Below are 16,309 nucleotides of genomic sequence, written 5' to 3'. Positions count from 1 at the left end.
GCTTGCCGCCGTAAGAGCGAAGCGATGTACGCGCGACGAACTTAGAGACTGACTGCCCGGGCTTGGCAGGCAGGCTCTAAGTCGCACCGGAAATCGGCGCTCTTTGCCGATTGGAGGTTTCGCCCTAGCAGCGGTCACCGTGGAATGTCCCACCAAGGTGTAGCCCACCAGGCCACTACCCCTGCACCACCCTCAAAAACAATTTGACGGTGATGGAATGGCCGGGTATACTGAGGTCAATTTAAAACTTTAAGTTGGTCCCGTGAGGCCAGTAAGTTACAACATCGGTATGGGTGCCGTCTATTCGGTCGCGCCCAAACACCTCACGGGGCAGTCTGTGAGGTGTTTTATTTTGTCCATCAATCCGCATTCAGCCCCACCCGTGATCATCGCACTAGACTTCCCCACCCCCGCCGACGCCCTGGCCTTTGTCCGCCGGTTCCCACATCCGGAAGAGCTGTTCTGCAAAGTCGGCATGGAACTCTATTACCAAGGTGGCACCGCCATCGTCCAGGCTTTGCAATCGCTGGGCGTCCGCGTCTTCCTTGACCTTAAGCTCCACGACATCCCCAACACCGTGGAAAGCGCCGGCCGTATTATCGGCGCCCTCGGTGTCGCCCTCACCACCGTTCACGCTCAGGGGGGTAGCGTAATGATGGCCGCAGCCAAACGCGGCATCCGCGATGGCGCTGCTGCTAGTGGTGTTGCCCCCGCGAAGATCTTGGCCATTACCCAGCTAACGTCCACCAGCCCAACAGCTCTACGCGACGAGCAACAGGTCGCCGTGCCCCTACCCGAATCCGTCAACCACCTCGCTCAACTTGCGGCAACCAGTGGCTTGGACGGCGTCGTTTCCAGCGCGGCCGAAGTAGCGCGTATGCAACCCGGGCTCCCAGATGACTTTCTCTTCATCACCCTGGTATTCGCCTCGCCAACGCCGTCCACGATGATCAGGTACGGGTTATGACTCCCGACGCCGCTCGCCGTGCCGGCAGCCGGGGAATTGTCGTTGGCCGGCCAATCACCCAGGCGGCCGACCCCGTCGCAGCTTATCAACACATCAAATCACTTTGGGAGGAACCACTCAATGAATGAGGATATCGCCAACCTAATCGCCAGCGACCTGCTGGACATCAACGCCGTCACGCTGCGCACCACGCCGCCATTTACTTGGGCGAGTGGTATCAAGGCGCCGATATACACGGATAACCGCCTCACCATCGCCTACCCGCGTGTACGCGAACAAATTGCGGTCGGCCTCACCCGGACGATTGCCGAGCAGTATCCAGACGCTACCGTTATTGGCGGCGTGGCCACCGCCGGCATCCCCCACGCTACTTTGGTCGCCGCTAACCTCAACCTGCCACTCATTTACGTCCGTGCAAAACCTAAGGACCACGGCCAAGGAAAACAAACTGAGGGTAAACTGACGGCGACCGACAAAGTGGTGCTTATCGACGACCTGATTTCCACGGGCGGTAGTGTGCTGAACGCGGCCAAAGCCGTTCAGGCGGCCGGCGCCACCGTGCTCGGCATTTGCGCAATTTTTAGCTACCAGTTGCCCGACGCCACGCGCAACTTTGCGGAAGCCGGCATCAACCTCACCAGCCTCACTGATTACGACCACCTCATCAACGCTGCCGTTGCCCACGGCCACCTGCCTAGCTCCGAGCTGGATAGCGTCCGGCAATGGCGCCAGGATCCGTGGCAGTGGACCGGACAATAGTAGTTCGACCATTTAATATGTAGAAACACCTTAGTCCCCGGGCAAAGTCGCCTGGGGACTATTTGCGTTATTCAATCACAAAATAAATGTTACTTTGTCTGACATAAACCATTCTCATTGCGGGTTAAACCGCATACAATATACGTACACAGCTATGTCTCAGCATTTACATACGAGGGGGAAATCGCTATGAACATGAAGGACGAGTTCATTGAGGCCATTACCGCCGACGTCGCCCTACAACTGGACGCCATTACCCAACTGGGCCAGCAGGTTGCCCGGCGCGTGGTGGACCGACAGAAACAGGAAGGCAGTACCGAGCAGGATATCGACATTACGTTGATGGGACTCACCATTACTTTGCACCCAACGCCGAACATTGATGCATACATGGCCACCCATCCGTTTCGCCAACTCGCAACGCAACCCGACATTCATGGTGACGAACACGAACAGACGCTGACCGTCGCCACCGATAAATTTGGCGTGATTGAGCTGCGTCGCGCCGCCGATCCCAGCACCATGCGCGTGGAGTTTCATAGCCTCAGTCCACACATGTGGCAGCGTGTGCGCAACAACATGGTGTGGGAAGCCCGCCTCACCGTACCGGTGCACGAAATTACTGACGGGCACAACAATTTGATTGCGACCGTTTTTCCACCGGGACAACACCCGCACATCTTTGACGCATAAAGACAATTAATGGGCTTACGTTATAATATGGTGGTAATGCACGAAAGGAAGTAGATGCAATGGCCACCATGCTCGATTACTTGGCGCAACCACGTACGGAAGCGCCTAACGTGATGCCGCTCAATCCAGTTGAGGCGACCGCGCTAGCCCAACTCGCATACCTGAACCTAGACGACTTTGCTCAACGCGACATCCCCAACCTCGGCGTGCTGGCGGCCATGCCCGCACTGGACAATCTGGTCACCGGCACCTGGAACGAGGATGGCAACCGGCAGCTAGTCCGCCTGTTGGGACGTTCACCACGATTTGCGCGTACGCAAATTCTCGATTACCTCAACCGCCGCGACCTGGAGCTGCAGCAGCAATTTTCAGTCATGACGTTACGCCTGGCCCCAGAACTCTATTACGTTGCGTTTCGGGGGACGCGGGCCAGCTTCGTGGACTGGAAAGAGGATTTCAACATGACCTACATGGACGCCACGCCGTCGCAGGTCGACGCGGCCCGGTATGTGCGCCACCAGCTTGAGCGATACCCCGGACGGTTCTACATTGGTGGTCACTCCAAGGGTGGTAACTTGGCGGCGTACGCGTACATTCACAACAGTCGGCAGGCCCAGCAACGGATTATTAGTGTGTACAACCTAGATGGTCCTGGTTTGGGGGCACCGTTACCCACTGGTGCGGGTGCAGTTGTCCACAAGTTAGTCCCAGAAAATTCGGTCATCGGCATGATTATGGAGCGGACACGCGACTTCAGCGTCGTGCGGAGCAAGGCAAAGGGGCCGCGGCAACACGATCCGTTCACGTGGCAGGTTGACGGCGACGACTTTGCCTACCTCCCCACCACCAGCGCGCTATCACAGCGGGCACAGCGAACGATTAACCTCTGGGTGGACACGCTGGATGACGAGACCAAAGCGGCGGCGCTCAATGCAGCGTACGGAATCATTCAGCGGACGGAGGCGTCGACACTGACGGAGTTACGGAGCCAGTTACCGCGCAATACCAAGCTAATTGTGGAGGCACTAAGGCAGACCGACCCGGAAACATACGGGGAGTGGCGCGAGGTGATGCAACAGTTGGTGAGGGCGCTGGAGAAGACGAGAAACAGAGCGGAGCCCCGCGGGTAAAAGCCAGAGCATAAGGGACTTTACCCGGAAGTACCATCACCCATCAAAAATTCAATCACAGGAGAAAGCAAATGGAATACCTAAAATTACTGGGCATCGTCATCATTGTCGTTGGGTTTGCCCTTAAGTGGGATACCACCGCCGTGGTGGTGATCGCCGCAATTGTCACCGGCCTCTTTGCCGGGATGTCCATCCCCGACCTACTACATACTCTGGGACAAAGCTTCCTGGATAACCGCATGGTCTCACTATTCTTCCTCACTTTGCCCATGATTGGGCTAGTAGAAAGTCACGGTCTGAAACAAGTCGCCGTGGAGGCCATCCAGAAGCTCAAACGCCTCACACCCGGACGCATCCTGAACCTGTACGTCATCATTCGCGCCCTGGCCAACGTCTTTGGTATCAGCCTATCAGGACAAGTGCAGTTCGTGCGGCCCCTCATCCAGCCAATGGTTCAGGCGGCAGCCGGCCAGCACCGGCAACTCACCCCGGCGGAGGTTGACCTCACCAAGGGGCGGAGCGCGGCCGTGGATAACCTCGGAAACTTCTTTGCCCAGAACCTGTTCGTTGCTTCGGGGGGTGTCCTACTCATCGCTAGCACCATGAAGTCACTGGGCAAGCCCGTCAGCGCGATGAGCATCGTCATTGCCAGCATCCCCGTAGCCATCACGATGCTGGTGGTCACCATCATCTACAACACGCTATTCGACCGCCGTTTTCGTGCGGATAACAGCAAAGGGGGTCACAAATAATGGTGAATAACTTACTTATTGCGTTGTACGCACTTATCGGCGCCATGATGGCACTGGCCGCCATCGAATCATTTCGCGACCGGTCGAATCCGGCCCGCTTCGGTACCGGCACGTTCTGGACGTTCCTCGCCATCATCTTTGCCTTTGGCGATTTCATCCCTGCCACCGTTGTCGGCACCATGCTGGTCATCATCGGCGTGCTCGCCCTGGCTCGCCAAATCAAAGTGGGTCATCTGCCCGCCGTTAACGTTCAAAACGCGACCGCCGCGGCCCATCGACTTGGTGGTTGGATTTTCCTACCGAGCATCGTGCTGGCCGTCGTGTCCATTATCATCGCACAGTTTACTAGTCTCGGTGGTCAGGTCGGTATCGGGATTGGTGCGCTAGTTTCACTCATCGTTGCAATCGTCATGACCCGTACTTCGGGCAAACAGGTTTACAGCGATACGCAACGCATGGTCCGTTCAGTTGGCGCACCCGGCGTACTGCCACAGCTACTGGCAACGCTCGGTGCGGTCTTCACCGCAGCGGGTGTGGGCACTCTAACTGCAAAGTTGATTGCGGGCGTCTTCCCAGCCGGTAATCAATTTGGTGGGGTCGTGCTATACTGTGTGGCAATGGCCGTGTTCACTGCCATCATGGGTAACGCCTTTGCGGCCTTTGCTGTTATCACCGCAGCTATCGGCGTACCCTTCGTGATTGCGCAGGGCGGTAACGTCGCCGTGGTCGCCGCCATCGGCATGACGTCCGGTTACTGTGGCACACTGATGACCCCAATGGCGGCTAACTTCAACTCCCTCCCCGTTGCGTTAATGGAGATGGACGACGAGATGGGCGTTATTCGGCAGCAGGCCCCCGTAGCCATTATTTTATTAGTACTACAAATCGGCTTAATGTACTTTCTGGCGTTCTAAACACAATTATCATATGGAGGTTCAATATGAAGATTCTTGTTACCGGCTTTGATCCGTTCGGCCCAGATAAAATTAACCCCGCAATTGAGGCGGTCAAACGCCTGCCTGACACCATCGCGGACGCACAAATTGTTAAACTAGAAATTCCCACAATCTTCAACCGGTGTGCCGAGGTAGTGCACGACGCAATCGTGCAGGAGCAACCAGACTACGTGCTGAATATCGGCCAAGCTGGTGGTCGCTTTGGCCTCACTCCGGAACGGGTCGCCATCAACCTGGATGACGGCCGTATTGAGGACAACGCGGGCTACCAACCGCTGAATCACACTATCCACGCCGACGGGGAGAACGCCTACTTTGCTCAGCTCCCCATCAAGGCGATGACGCGGGCCATCCGGGCGGCGGGCCTGCCCGCAAGCGTTTCGAACAGCGCGGGCACGTACGTCTGCAACCACATCATGTACCAGGTGCAGTACATGCGGGATAAAGAGTTCCTCAACATTCAGGCGGGCTTCATGCACATTCCGTTTCTCCCCGACCAAGTCACCAACCGACCGAACACGCCATCACTCGGGCTAGACGACGACGTACGTGGAATCACCGCAGCCATCACGGCCATTGTGGAACGTGACGGCCAGGGTGATATTGAGACGGTCGAGGGAACGATTGCTTAACGAGGCATCTGGGAGAATTTAAACTTGGAAGAAAAATATGGGCGGCAGTCCTTCTTTGATGGAGGCTTGCTATCGCTAATTGGCTGGTCCATCCTGGGCTTCATCGTGACTGTCTGTACGTTTGGTATCTGTTATCCGTGGTCGCTGACAATGATATATGGCTGGCGCATCAACCATACTGTTATTGATGGCCACCGGATGCAGTTTGACGGTTCGGCTGTGGGCTTATTCGGCAACTGGATTAAGTGGTTGTTGCTTTCAATTATCACACTGGTATCTACAGCTTCTGGGTCAGAATCAAGCTAGAGGACTGGAAAGCCAAAAACACTCGCTTCATCAACTAAATATAGCGTTTGATACGCAAAGGGCGCGCGCGAATATCTGGGTAGAATTCGCGGCGCGCCTTTGCGCAGTAGAGATAGAACTGTAGGTCATTTCATGGCATCAGTGGTACCCGGTACTAGATACCATCTTCATCATCGTCAACCTTGGTGGCATGACTTTGTAACTTGAAATGACTGGTGTGCTGCTGGCTGAGTTCAACCAACTGATCTGCTAAATCGCCGGCAGCACCGGAATACGAACTGAGGCTCGGTGACACCTCGAGGAGAGACCCCACGTTGCAGCCGACAACCACCGCATTGTCGGGTGTGATCTCTGTGGTGATGGTGACAGCCTGCTTGAATGGTGTTCCACCCAACAGATCACAGAAGAACAAAACCGGTTCGTCTTGTGACGTATTTTTCAGCAGCTCATCGTGTAACTCTGATTCTGACATTCCGCTGGTAAAATCCACATATTTCAGTTGTGCCTGCGGGCCAGCCAGTAACTCGATGGTGGATTGCAGACCAGTAGCAAAGTGGCCGTGGCCAGTAATAATAATTTGCATTCTAGAGCACCCCTAACCATGAGAGTACGATTGCCAGTACAAAGGTGATCAGAATCAGTACAACCGGACTGACATTCTTCTTCTTCAACAGGTAGTACAGCAGGAACGTGTAACCCAACGGTAGAATGTTAGGGAAAATATTGTCGAAAAATTGAGTCTGAATGGAAATTGACTTAGTCGCAGTAACCGGAATCTTCGTCTTCACGGAGATTTGAACATAAGTCGCAATCAGCCCACCAATTACGGTACAGCCAAGGATGCTGGCAGCACGAGAAATCATCGCTGAGCTTTCCCGAATACGGCTGATGGCGTTAGTCCCGGCAGTATACCCCAAGTGTGCGATGGGAATACGGGCGAAGAACAAGCAACATAGACGATGAAGAAGATCAGTGGTCCGAGAATACTACCCTGCTTTGCAAAGGAGGCAGAAATTCCTGCCACAATTGGCAAAATTGTGAACCAAGTAATGGCATCACCAATACCGGCTAACGGTCCAAAAAGGGCAATCCGCAGCCCATCAATGGTTGAACGTTTTTGACCATTTTCTTCCAACGATGCTTCCAAACCCATTAGGAGCGGAGCTGCGTAGTTGTTGGTGTTGATAAATTCCAGGTTGGCCTTCATGGCCTCGCTGAAACCCTTTTTATCGTCACCATACGTCTTTTTGAGTACGGGCATCATCGCGTACGCCCAGCCATCAGCCTGCATCCGTTCGTAGTTCATGGCTGACTGGTTAAATAGTGACCGCAAAGCCAATTTAGTGATATCACGACGCGTTAACTTGTTACGCTTTGGTGTGTCTTCAGATGCCATCGTCATCATCTCCATCCGATTTCATTGAGTCGAGCGCCGCCTGTAGCTTTTTGTCCTTCTCGTCATCCTTACGATCGCGGTAGAACTCGATAAATGCGAGGGCAATACCGATTACAGCAACTGGCATCAGGTTACCAAACTTAATAAAGCAGGCAGCCGTGAATCCCAGCAGCAAGTACGGCACGAACTCAGCCTTCAGCATACTCTTGAGCAACAGCCCAAACCCAACGGCTGGCAGGATACTACCAGCAATTTCAAAGCCATGGCTCAACCATACCGGCATCGCGTTAACCAGGGCACGCATTGGTTCTTGCGCACCGTAAACTGACAGAAAGGCGATAATCCCGTAAGACAGAGCAACAATGACTGTTGGCGTCAGTACCAACAACGCAAACTTACGCGTTTCGGCCTTAGCGGCGTATTCATCCAACTTCTTGGTTAAAACAGAGAATGCTGAGTAGTAGAAAAGAATAATGTATTGCATCAAAATACTGAATGGTAGTGCCAAACCGATGGCAGTGGCTGGCGAGTGTCCCGTCGTGTATGCGAGAACAACAGTCATAATCCCAGCCATAATGGGGTTAGGCGGCTGGGTCCCGCCGACCGGAGTTAATCCGGCAAATGCAAGTTCCGTTAAACCACCGGCAATAATGCCGAGCTTTAAGTCGCCCAAAATCAACCCCGTAACCGTGCAGACAATCATTGGCCGAAAGATGTAGAAGCCTTCCAACCAGAAGTCGATGCCGGCAATAATGGCGAAGAGCCCAATGAGCAACCCCTGTACTAGGGTAACTGACATTTAAATCACTTCCTGAATTTTTATTTTTTTTGTCATCTGGAGTTTCCTGGATAAAGACATTCACCCCGGCGTCAGCAACAGCCCGCAAGTCGTCCTTATCCTGTTGGTTCATATAGGTGTACTTTGTAACCTGTTCCTTACCGTCAGAAAAGTGCATGTTTCCAATATTCAACTCGTGAATCGGCACGCCACCTTCCACCAGACGCCGAGCATCCTGTGGTGTCCGCACAACTAGGAAAATGTGCTGACGCGCGCTAGCTTTGTGAATAGTACTGATGGTCTTATCAATTGTCCAAAAGCGGATACCCACCCCGGATGAATCTGCAGTGGCCGACATCAGTTGTTGCTGTAATTCGTCCTCGGCAGTGTCATCATTTGCCACCAACAGGAGGTTTGCTCCCACCGATGACGTCCACACAACACCGACCTGCCCGTGCACAAGGCGGTTGTCCACTCGCGTTAATACAATATCTGGTTCACCCATAAGTAAGTCCTCCTCAATATAAGTACATAGTTACTTGTCCCGTTAAGGTGATCTCACCGTAAATCAAGGACTTTCCCTGCACCGTGCCTGTGAGCCGCAAATGAACCATTACGTTCCCTGGAACCGAACCGAACAAATGCTTTTCGGCTCGCGTTGCTAGGTCGCTACTACGGTGCGTTTGGAACTCAGGTTTAAACTCGTACTTGCTCACCAGTAACGGTAATAACTGGTGTCGCTCTAACTCACTCAAATAGAGATTGGGAAACTGCGCGTATGGCAGGTACCAATGAACTAACCCCACTAAGTCGTCATCGGCAAAAATTTGGTAGTCAATGACGTACAGATAATCGTCGGAGTTCAATCCCAGGTTGGAACGGACGACCGGTTCCGACCCATTAACAATTAGTCGAAAGTCCTTCAGCTCAATTCTTGGCTGAGCGTCCATTGACCGAATCACTTTTTCCAGGTTGATCATGCCCGGAATGGCGTTGGTCTTGGGGATACTTTTCCGTGCAACAAAGGAGCCAATGCCATGACGTTTATAAATGTATCCGCGGTCAACGAGCTCTGCTAACGCACGCCTCACCGTAATGCGGCTCACACTATAAGAATCACCAAGGTCAGCTTCTGATGGCAATTTAGCATCCTGTTGCAGTTTGCCACCCTCAATTTGATGAATTAGATCATTAATCATGTTTTGGTACAAAGGGATTTCGTTTGACATGTCCTGTTCACCCCACATAGTTGTTATGTCATCATAACAACTACAAGGTTGTTATACTCCTTAATGTATGCGCTGTCAATTACTCCCAAAAAGATTAAGATCGACAATTTTTCACCATATGTTTAAACATTAAAGTGGTGACAACGCCTGCTACTAAGGCAACCTTGCAGTGTATCCACAAGTAATATTACCCTACTTATCAAGCCAATGTTGATGGTTTTATCATTCACAGCTAGTAATAATCTCAACAACCACAATCATTTGCCCAAATTATGTCCCCAAAGGCCACAAAAAAAACCGCCACACGAATATCTGGGTAGATTCGCGCGACGGCTTTGCACAGTAGAGAAAGTATTAAATTGTAGTGCACAGAAAGTTACTTATTACGTACCTGAAGCACCGGCGCGCCAACGTCAACTGGACCATTATAGTACTCGGTGACGTTAGCCACGGCGTCCATGTTGGTAATGACCGTGATGACAGTCGTGTCCTTACCCGCATCCTTAATTTGCTGTAAGTCCATCGTACCGATCTGCTGACCACTAATTACTTGCTGACCAGGCTGAATGTCAAAGCTGAATGGTACGCCACCAAGCTCCACGGTATCCAGACCCAAATGTACTAGCAGTTCCAAGCCAGTACCAGTCTTGAGGGTAAAGGCATGTTTTGTATTAGTCAGGCTGATAATCGTTCCATCAGCTGGTGCGGCAATTGCTCCATCGTTGGTTCGATGCAAAGCCGTCACCCAACATTTTTTTTGGGAAAAGGCATCATCTTTGACTTCCGTTATCTGAACGAGGGAACCAGCTACCGGAGCAACTAGGCCCGTGTTAGCGCCAGGAATCGGTGCGGCAGTCATAATCTGGTCAACGTCGCAGTCGTAGCTCGTTCTTCTTTGCTCTCAGTAGCAATCGCATCATCGATCAGGTTACCATTAGCATCATGTGCCAACATAGCTGTCTTCGGTACACCAAAGAAGTACGTTGCCAGGAAACCACCGGCATAAGCGGCGAGTAGGCCAAAGACGTAGCCTAACCACTTGCCATTATCAATCAACGGAATGAGGGCCATACCTGATGGTCCAATTGAAGTAGCACCAATGCCGCCGATAGCACCAATTACGGCACCACCGATACCACCACCCACACAGGCAGTAATGAACGGACGGCCCAGCGGCAGTGACACCCCATAAATCAACGGTTCACCCACGCCTAAGATACCAACGGGCAACGCCCCTTAATCATGCCGGTTAACTGCTTATTCTTCCGGCAACGAATCCACAGGGCAATGGCTGCACCAACCTGACCAGCACCCGCCATAGCTAAAATTGGTAGCAAAGGCGTGTTGCCCATGCTCTTGATCATTTCTAGATGAATTGGCGTCAAAATTTGATGTAACCCCAACATAACCATTGGCAGGAAGAAGAGTCCCAGCATAAATCCGGAGAACGCTCCACCAACATTGAGCACCCAGTTAATGGAACCCACTAACGAGTTGGACACCCAACCAGCAGTTGGCATCACCAAAAAGATGGTAAAGCAGCCGACAATTAATAGCGTCAAAAACGGAACAAAAATAATATCGATTGAATCAGGAATGTACTTGTGGAATAGACGCTCTACGTAAGACATTACCCATACGGCAAACAGTACCCCGATAATCCCGCCAGAACCGGCAACTAAGGGCGAGCCGGTAAAAATATTGGGAATTGTGACGGGCGCAATCACACCGTAGATAAATCAGGCCCGCAATGATACCACCCAATCCAGGTGTTGCCTTAAATTCTTTGGCCGCGTTAATACCAACGTAAATATTCAGGTAGGTAAACAGACCACCGTTGATAACTTTGAGCACGGTGATAAACGTCGTCCAGCTAGCGCCCAAGTCCCCGGCAGTCTGCATGTTAGCCAGAATCCCGGCAATACCGGAAATCAGCCCCGCACCGACAAACGCCGGAATCAAAGGAATGAAGATGGAGCTAATATGCTTCAACGCCGCACGCCACCAGGTCTGCTTCAGTTTGGCTTTTTGGGCCGCGTGCACTTCCGCCGCCTTGGCCTCAACCGCGGACTTGCCACTCGCATAGCTTGTGCCCTTTTTCGCTGAATCAGGGAACGGTTCACCTAAATCGACACCCACTTCGTCGACCATGGCCTGCGCGACTTTGTTCACCACACCCGGACCAACGATGACCTGCAGTGTGTCCTCCTGCGCAACCCCGAGGACGCCGGGTACCTTCTTAAGCCCTTCAATATCGACCTCGCTATCATCACGAATGGTCATGCGCACACGCGTCATACAATGGATCAGCTTTGAGACATTCTCGGGGCCACCAACGTGGTCGTAAATGCCATCACCGATATTTTGATACTTATCTGCCATGATGCTCTCTCCTTACCAAATGTATAATTCCTAATCCACCTTCACCCGACCAATAAAGCCATCGGCATCACTCAGCTTTTGTGCCGCTTCATCAGGGCCTAAACCGGTCAACACCATAACGATGGCTAACTTAACGTTCTCACCAGATTCACGAAAGGCCTTCGCTGCAGTCTCGCTACTTGTATCAGTGGCCTGCATGATGATGCGTTGACTCCGCTCGACCAGCTTTTCGTTAGTCGGCCGGACGTCCACCATCAAGTTGCCGTACACCTTACCAATCTGCACCATCGAACCAGTCGATAACATGTTTAGGACCAATTTCTGTGCCGTACCAGCCTTTAACCGCGTTGACCCGGTCAACACCTCTGGACCTACCGGTACTTCGATGGCCGTCTGAGCGTGTCGGGAAATTACGGCGTTGGTATTGCACGCTAAACTAATTGTCGCTGCGCCAATTTCGTGAGCATAATCCAGACCACCAACCACATAGGGTGTACGACCAGAGGCGGCAATTCCCACCACCGTATCGTCAGTGCCCAACTGGTGTGACCGTAAATCCTTTACGGCCAGCTCTGGATCGTCCTCCGCGCCCTCAACGGCTACCGTCATCGCGGACATACCGCCCGCAATCAATCCCTGTACCATTTCTGGATCGGTGCCAAAGGTCGGGACACACTCGGCGGCATCCAGAACCCCTAAGCGACCACTCGTGCCGGCCCCAATGTAAAACAGCCGGCCGCCCCGTTTGAACCGCGCTGCAATGGTGGCAACTGACTGCTCAATCGCGGGCAACGCGTTGTGGACACTAACCGCCACCGTTTGGTCCTCACTATTCATCGTTTCTGCAAATTCGTGAATACTCATCTCGTCTAAGTGGCTTGTACGTTCATTACGTGTTTCTGTTGTTAAACTTGCTAAATCCATTATCATCAATTCCTTTTCTTGGCCTACATAATACGCGGCCTTAATCATCAGTTACTAATTGCACTGCTCGGTCTGCATCAATTAGGTCTAACGCCACTCGGTCTGCCTGACAAACGCGGCCCACAACGTTCACCGCTTTGTCGGCCGGCAAATCATGTCTCGTTATCTGTATTTCACCAGCATACCGACCGTACCGTGAGTTATCCACGGTGAGGCTGCCAACCGGACGACTTTGTGCCACCTCGCCGGGTTCTGTTGACAGTAATTGCCGCGTCCTCGCCTCCTGGAAACGGATCACATCGCGCGCAACGTCTGGACGGTTATGCCATTCAGTACCCTGCAGCTTCTCAGGGAGACCGCTAACATGCAGACTAATTATTTCGGTTTGAACGTACGCGGCAATCGTCTTCATGGTGTCCTCGGTAACCGTTTCGTCACCCACAAACACGCTATCCACATCTAAATTCAGGAGATCCACCGTTGCCCAAATTGGTCGGATCTGTCGGTGCTCCTCCAACGTCGGTAATCCCTTAAAGAGTGGCCCGCGCCTTTGCCCATCTCCTGGCACAAAGGCCATAACCTTAAGTCCATGTTGGTGTAGCCACTGATTTTTACTCAAAAACCACTGGCGGTCCAGGCCTGTCTCGGGCCGGGGGTAGTAGTTGTGCCACGCCTCAATGTTGTCAAAATTCGCTTGCTCCGTCCGTAACGTGGTTAAGTCTTGCTCTGACAATGTACTGGCATTCAGCGCGACCAACATGTGGTTACTCAACAACGCAACGTCACGCATATTAATGCCATCATCAATGCGTAGACCTGTTAGTCCAGTAGAACTGACAGTTTGGTAATCCTGTAATGACCACCCTAACCGTTCAAAACCATCCGCAGACACATCAGCAACCACCTGCATTTGCTCCTCCTGGCACCAGGCCGTTAGTTGTCGCAGCCTTGTGAGTAGAACGTTCACATCATCCTCGGGGATGTGCAACGAAGTAAAAACTGTTTCGTAACCAGTCTGAGCCATTTGGTGAATATACTCATGGGTTCCCGCATCTAGCTCCCGACTCAGGTAAACCGAAAATCCTAGCAAACAGCGTCACCTCCCTAATTAGTTAAATAAAAAAAAGTCATCCGGAAATGAAAGCCCTTTCCTTGATGACTTGAGTGTAACATCTTTAAAATTTAATTTCAACGTTTTTATTTTAGCCTTGAAATATAATTTCTCGAGTATGAATTTACCAACCAGTTAATTGTGCGTACTATCCATGAACCTGCGCTTATATTCCGCTAACAACGACCGCGAATCTGTAATCCGTTGTTTTGCGTCATCGTAGTGCTTGCTGACATAGGCGTAGTAAATGGTGTCAATCAACATGAATTGTGCGTGTAGCGACTGGGTAGCCGCAAACCTAATTGTTGCTTCTGCGGGTTGTGATGTTTGAACAACAATATCGGCGTTGCGCACCAACGAGTTATCCCCCAGTTTCGTCAGGGCAACGGTGGTCACACCCTGTTGACGCGCCATGCGTGCACCCATCACTGCTTCGGGCGATTCGCCAGAATTAGAGATAAACCAAAACACAATTTTCTTTTGTTTATTCACCGCAAGGGGCAGTATCTGGTTAAGGTCATCACTCGCAATCACGTCGCTACCAATGCGGGACCACTTTTGGGCAATATTTTGGGCGACTAGGTAAGACGCACCAACACCGAAACAGAGAATTAAGTCGGCCTGCTCCAATTTGGTGACTAACAAATTGACATCGTCGTCCCGCACCTGATCAATCGTTTCATGCAAAGAACGTTCAGCATTCTGTAGTAGCTTGGTAGTGATACTTTTCAAGCTTTCGTGTGCTCGAATTTCTTCATCACCGTTAAACTCGCCTGCACCGGCACCCTGGTCTGCCCCCAGTTGCACCTTCAGCTGGGTGTACGTGTCAAAGCCAAGGCGTTTCACTAAACGACTAACGGTCGGCGCACTGGTACCCGCGGCGCTCGCCAACTGGTGACCATTCATCGCCAATACATTTTCAGGATTATGCACAATGTAGTCGGCCACTTTGCGCTCCGCACCACTCAAATCGTCACGCATACTCGTAATCGTGCCCTTAACCGTCATATTATCCTTCCACCCCCATCATAGTCGCCGCAACTCCGCATCCAGTGCCGCCACATCCTCAGCCGTCGTGGCCCAACTAGTCGCGAGCCGGATGACGGTATGCGTATCGTCGTACTTACCCCAAACGCTAAACCGCACCATCTTGGCCAACTGGTCCCGCTGGGCATTATCCGGCACGACGAATTGCTGGTTGGTGGGCGAGTCGATAAACAGCTGCAAACCGTTGTCCACCAATGCGTCATGCAAAGTGGCAGCCATCGCCAAGGCATGTTCACCTAAACGTAAGTACAAACCATCCGTAAATAACGCGTCAAACTGCACCCCTAGCAGGCGCCCCTTAGCCACCAACGCGCCGTGTTGCTTGATGCGATTAACTAGGTGGGCAGGCACACGCTCGGGGCGCGGAATAACCAGCGCTTCGCCAGCGAGCGCACCACACTTGGTGCCACCAATATAAAATGCGTCGCATAGTTCAGCCAGCAATGGCAAAGTCACGTCTGCGGACGCTGCCAAGCCGTATGCCAAACGGGCGCCATCAACATACAACTGGAGGCGTTCGCCCGACAAACATCACTAATTGCACGCAACTCTTCGGCGGTGTACAGTGTCCCGTACTCAGTTGGGAAAGTTAAGTACACCATTCCCGGCTGTACCATGTGTTCGTGGCTACCGTCTGCCCGCCACTCCTCCAGAAATTTTTGATGGTGGTTGCGTCGATTTTACCCGACTGACTTGGTTGAGCCAACACCTTGTGGCCAGTGAACTCGATTGCCCCCGCTTCGTGAGTGTTGATGTGCGCGGTGTCGGCGGCAATAATGCCCTCGTAGGGTGCCAGCAAAATATCAAGCGCCAGCGCGTTAGTCTGCGTGCCGCCGGTGATGAACTTAACGGTAGCCTGGGGACAATCCAAAGCCGTGCGGATTTTGTCCGCGGCCCGTTTACTGTATTTATCTTCACCGTATCCGGGTAGGTGTTCCATGTTGCTGTCCACTAACGCCTGTAGGACGGCGGGGGCGGCACCTTCAGCGTAGTCGTTTTCAAAGTAAAGCATCATCTAACCTCCGTAGTTATCGTGTACACGTCCTTTGTTACTGTAATTCTACCGCAAACCGGTACGGACACCCACCGGAATCTTTTGCCGGCAGTGAGAGTTTGTTGTAGTGGTAGCCGGCAGCGTTGGCCGGATCGGTGAGCTGCGGCTTACGTGGGGTACTCCATGGTAATCCACTGCTAGGGCGAAGCTCCAACCCGCCAAGTACGGGCGTGTTTCCGCCGCGATTCTGAGA

At 52.4% G+C, this 16,309-nt stretch carries 12 protein-coding genes and 6 pseudogenes; 8 read left to right on the top strand and 10 right to left on the bottom strand.

Going from position 1 to position 16,309, the window contains the following annotated elements:
* Positions 1–382: 382 nt before the first annotated feature.
* From pyrF to JCM12539_RS11185, 8 genes and pseudogenes are all read left to right on the top strand, one after another.
* Positions 383–1,095 (top strand): annotated as a pseudogene (gene pyrF / locus JCM12539_RS11220) (orotidine-5'-phosphate decarboxylase).
* Positions 1,088–1,726 carry an orotate phosphoribosyltransferase gene (pyrE, locus tag JCM12539_RS11215; RefSeq protein ID WP_054651548.1) on the top strand — a complete coding sequence of 213 codons (639 nt, stop codon included), beginning with the start codon at positions 1,088–1,090 and terminating at the stop codon, positions 1,724–1,726. The pseudogene pyrF and the gene pyrE overlap by 8 nt, the downstream one beginning before the upstream one ends.
* Before the next feature lie 189 nt (positions 1,727–1,915).
* The gene (locus tag JCM12539_RS11210; protein ID WP_054651546.1) at positions 1,916–2,419 is read left to right on the top strand and encodes a hypothetical protein; all 504 of its coding nucleotides are present in this window, start codon (positions 1,916–1,918) and stop codon (positions 2,417–2,419) included.
* A 59-nt stretch (positions 2,420–2,478) separates the two neighbouring features.
* The gene (locus JCM12539_RS11205) at positions 2,479–3,549 is read left to right on the top strand and encodes an Mbeg1-like protein (protein ID WP_054651543.1); all 1,071 of its coding nucleotides are present in this window, start codon (positions 2,479–2,481) and stop codon (positions 3,547–3,549) included.
* Between the two features lie 71 nt (positions 3,550–3,620).
* Entirely contained in the window at positions 3,621–4,301 is a 681-nt protein-coding gene (locus tag JCM12539_RS11200) for a DUF969 domain-containing protein (RefSeq protein ID WP_054651541.1), read from the top strand.
* The gene (locus JCM12539_RS11195; RefSeq protein WP_054651539.1) at positions 4,301–5,215 is read left to right on the top strand and encodes a DUF979 domain-containing protein; all 915 of its coding nucleotides are present in this window, start codon (positions 4,301–4,303) and stop codon (positions 5,213–5,215) included. Before JCM12539_RS11200 ends, JCM12539_RS11195 begins: the two co-directional genes overlap by 1 nt.
* 26 nt (positions 5,216–5,241) lie before the next feature.
* Positions 5,242–5,889 carry a pyroglutamyl-peptidase I gene (gene pcp / locus JCM12539_RS11190; protein WP_054651537.1) on the top strand — a complete coding sequence of 216 codons (648 nt, stop codon included), beginning with the start codon at positions 5,242–5,244 and terminating at the stop codon, positions 5,887–5,889.
* Positions 5,890–5,913: 24 nt separating this feature from the next.
* A pseudogene (locus tag JCM12539_RS11185) lies at positions 5,914–6,233 on the top strand (DUF898 family protein).
* A gap of 116 nt (positions 6,234–6,349) precedes the next feature.
* Here the strand turns inward: JCM12539_RS11185 and JCM12539_RS11180 are convergent.
* From JCM12539_RS11180 to JCM12539_RS11135, 10 genes and pseudogenes are all read right to left on the bottom strand, one after another.
* Positions 6,350–6,778: a PTS sugar transporter subunit IIA domain-containing protein gene (locus tag JCM12539_RS11180; RefSeq protein WP_054651535.1), complete on the bottom strand. Its 429-nt coding sequence runs from the start codon at positions 6,776–6,778 to the stop codon at positions 6,350–6,352.
* Position 6,779: 1 nt separating this feature from the next.
* A pseudogene (gene agaD, locus JCM12539_RS11175) lies at positions 6,780–7,591 on the bottom strand (PTS galactosamine transporter subunit IID).
* Positions 7,581–8,390, bottom strand: a complete 810-nt coding sequence (agaC, locus tag JCM12539_RS11170; RefSeq protein ID WP_054651533.1) for a PTS galactosamine transporter subunit IIC — start codon at positions 8,388–8,390, stop codon at positions 7,581–7,583. The pseudogene agaD and the gene agaC overlap by 11 nt, the downstream one beginning before the upstream one ends.
* 82 nt (positions 8,391–8,472) lie before the next feature.
* Positions 8,473–8,874: pseudogene (gene agaB, locus JCM12539_RS12900) on the bottom strand (PTS galactosamine transporter subunit IIB); the annotation flags it as partial.
* Between the two features lie 13 nt (positions 8,875–8,887).
* A complete protein-coding gene (locus tag JCM12539_RS11165) occupies positions 8,888–9,598 on the bottom strand; it encodes a GntR family transcriptional regulator (RefSeq protein WP_054651531.1) in 711 nt (236 codons plus the stop codon).
* 376 nt (positions 9,599–9,974) lie between these two features.
* A pseudogene (locus JCM12539_RS11155) lies at positions 9,975–11,983 on the bottom strand (PTS glucose transporter subunit IIA).
* A 27-nt stretch (positions 11,984–12,010) separates the two neighbouring features.
* Positions 12,011–12,910, bottom strand: coding sequence for an N-acetylmuramic acid 6-phosphate etherase (murQ, locus tag JCM12539_RS11150; RefSeq protein WP_173585395.1), 900 nt, complete (start codon positions 12,908–12,910; stop codon positions 12,011–12,013).
* A 34-nt stretch (positions 12,911–12,944) separates the two neighbouring features.
* Positions 12,945–13,994 carry a DUF871 domain-containing protein gene (locus JCM12539_RS11145; protein WP_082405511.1) on the bottom strand — a complete coding sequence of 350 codons (1,050 nt, stop codon included), beginning with the start codon at positions 13,992–13,994 and terminating at the stop codon, positions 12,945–12,947.
* Between the two features lie 156 nt (positions 13,995–14,150).
* Positions 14,151–15,023 carry a MurR/RpiR family transcriptional regulator gene (locus JCM12539_RS11140; RefSeq protein ID WP_054651522.1) on the bottom strand — a complete coding sequence of 291 codons (873 nt, stop codon included), beginning with the start codon at positions 15,021–15,023 and terminating at the stop codon, positions 14,151–14,153.
* Between the two features lie 18 nt (positions 15,024–15,041).
* Positions 15,042–16,074: pseudogene (locus JCM12539_RS11135) on the bottom strand (threonine aldolase family protein).
* Between the last annotated feature and the right edge of the window lie 235 nt (positions 16,075–16,309).

This window comes from Lacticaseibacillus pantheris DSM 15945 = JCM 12539 = NBRC 106106 (genome assembly GCF_001311175.1).
Taxonomy (GTDB): domain Bacteria; phylum Bacillota; class Bacilli; order Lactobacillales; family Lactobacillaceae; genus Lacticaseibacillus; species Lacticaseibacillus pantheris.
This window is presented reverse-complemented; position numbering and strand designations above follow the sequence as displayed.

Bases quoted from the DNA above. Each gene is read 5' to 3' on its own strand.
- JCM12539_RS11195 (WP_054651539.1), top strand. From the start codon at position 4,301: ATGGTGAATAACTTACTTATTGCGTTGTACGCACTTATCGGCGCCATG.
- agaC (WP_054651533.1), bottom strand. From the start codon at position 8,390: ATGTCAGTTACCCTAGTACAGGGGTTGCTCATTGGGCTCTTCGCCATT.
- pcp (WP_054651537.1), top strand. From the start codon at position 5,242: ATGAAGATTCTTGTTACCGGCTTTGATCCGTTCGGCCCAGATAAAATT.
- murQ (WP_173585395.1), bottom strand. From the start codon at position 12,910: ATGATAATGGATTTAGCAAGTTTAACAACAGAAACACGTAATGAACGT.
- JCM12539_RS11180 (WP_054651535.1), bottom strand. From the start codon at position 6,778: ATGCAAATTATTATTACTGGCCACGGCCACTTTGCTACTGGTCTGCAA.
- JCM12539_RS11165 (WP_054651531.1), bottom strand. From the start codon at position 9,598: ATGTCAAACGAAATCCCTTTGTACCAAAACATGATTAATGATCTAATT.
- pyrE (WP_054651548.1), top strand. From the start codon at position 1,088: ATGAATGAGGATATCGCCAACCTAATCGCCAGCGACCTGCTGGACATC.
- JCM12539_RS11200 (WP_054651541.1), top strand. From the start codon at position 3,621: ATGGAATACCTAAAATTACTGGGCATCGTCATCATTGTCGTTGGGTTT.
- JCM12539_RS11205 (WP_054651543.1), top strand. From the start codon at position 2,479: ATGGCCACCATGCTCGATTACTTGGCGCAACCACGTACGGAAGCGCCT.
- JCM12539_RS11210 (WP_054651546.1), top strand. From the start codon at position 1,916: ATGAACATGAAGGACGAGTTCATTGAGGCCATTACCGCCGACGTCGCC.
- JCM12539_RS11140 (WP_054651522.1), bottom strand. From the start codon at position 15,023: ATGACGGTTAAGGGCACGATTACGAGTATGCGTGACGATTTGAGTGGT.